1 protein-coding gene is annotated in these 282 nt (G+C 56.4%); it reads right to left on the bottom strand.

Annotated elements, in window-relative coordinates; all coding sequences use genetic code 11:
* Positions 1–282: transposase (locus tag AC0L3P_RS40290; RefSeq protein ID WP_473309498.1), on the bottom strand; the 282-nt coding region annotated here is incomplete at both ends.

The following is a 282-nucleotide window of genomic DNA, read 5'->3' on the forward strand; positions in this document are numbered from 1 at the left end:
GAGCGTCCGTAGTTGCCGATTTCCACGCTTTGATATCGCGCCGAGCCTTTCTTTTCCGCCGCTCGACTGTGCCCTCGGTGTGAGCCCCGTCCAAGCCGCAAAATCTCGTGCAGTCGCAAAATTGCGAGCATCCAAAACCGATGTCCGAACGGTAGCGGCGATGAGAGGACCGACACCCGGAATGCTCATCAGACGCCTTGCATCGGGGTCCTTTCTGACGGCAACCAAAATCTCTCTGTCGAGCTTCTCTATGCGGGTTGTAAGCAGCTCAATCTGTTCAGC

The sequence above is a fragment of the Bradyrhizobium sp. WSM4874 genome, assembly GCF_055811835.1.